Origin of the sequence: Ochrobactrum sp. SFR4 (genome assembly GCF_019730395.1) — a bacterium.
Taxonomy (GTDB): domain Bacteria; phylum Pseudomonadota; class Alphaproteobacteria; order Rhizobiales; family Rhizobiaceae; genus Pseudochrobactrum.
Window position 1 is genome coordinate 1 of sequence record NZ_JAAPBB010000928.1, and the last position, 261, is coordinate 261.

The following is a 261-nucleotide window of genomic DNA, read 5'->3' on the forward strand; positions in this document are numbered from 1 at the left end:
CAATCGCGAGATCTTCTGCGCGGCCTCGATCGCGAGACCTTCACCAGTGAAGCCGCCGATGCCTTCGCACGGCTGAATTCAATCCATCCTTTCCGCGAAGGCAACGGCCGCACGCAACGCGCATTCTTCGAAGCGCTTGGCGAGCAGGCCGGTCATCCTCTTGACTTCGGCGTCATATCCGCCGAGCGCATGACGGTCGTTTCCATCGCCGCCCATGAAGACGGCGATCTGGCTCCCATGCGCCGCATGTTCGCAGAAATC

1 protein-coding gene is annotated in these 261 nt (G+C 61.3%); it reads left to right on the forward strand.

All coding sequences use genetic code 11. The features are described from left to right. Window positions 1-261: Fic family protein (locus HBA93_RS21810; RefSeq protein ID WP_221724641.1), on the forward strand; the 261-nt coding region annotated here is incomplete at both ends.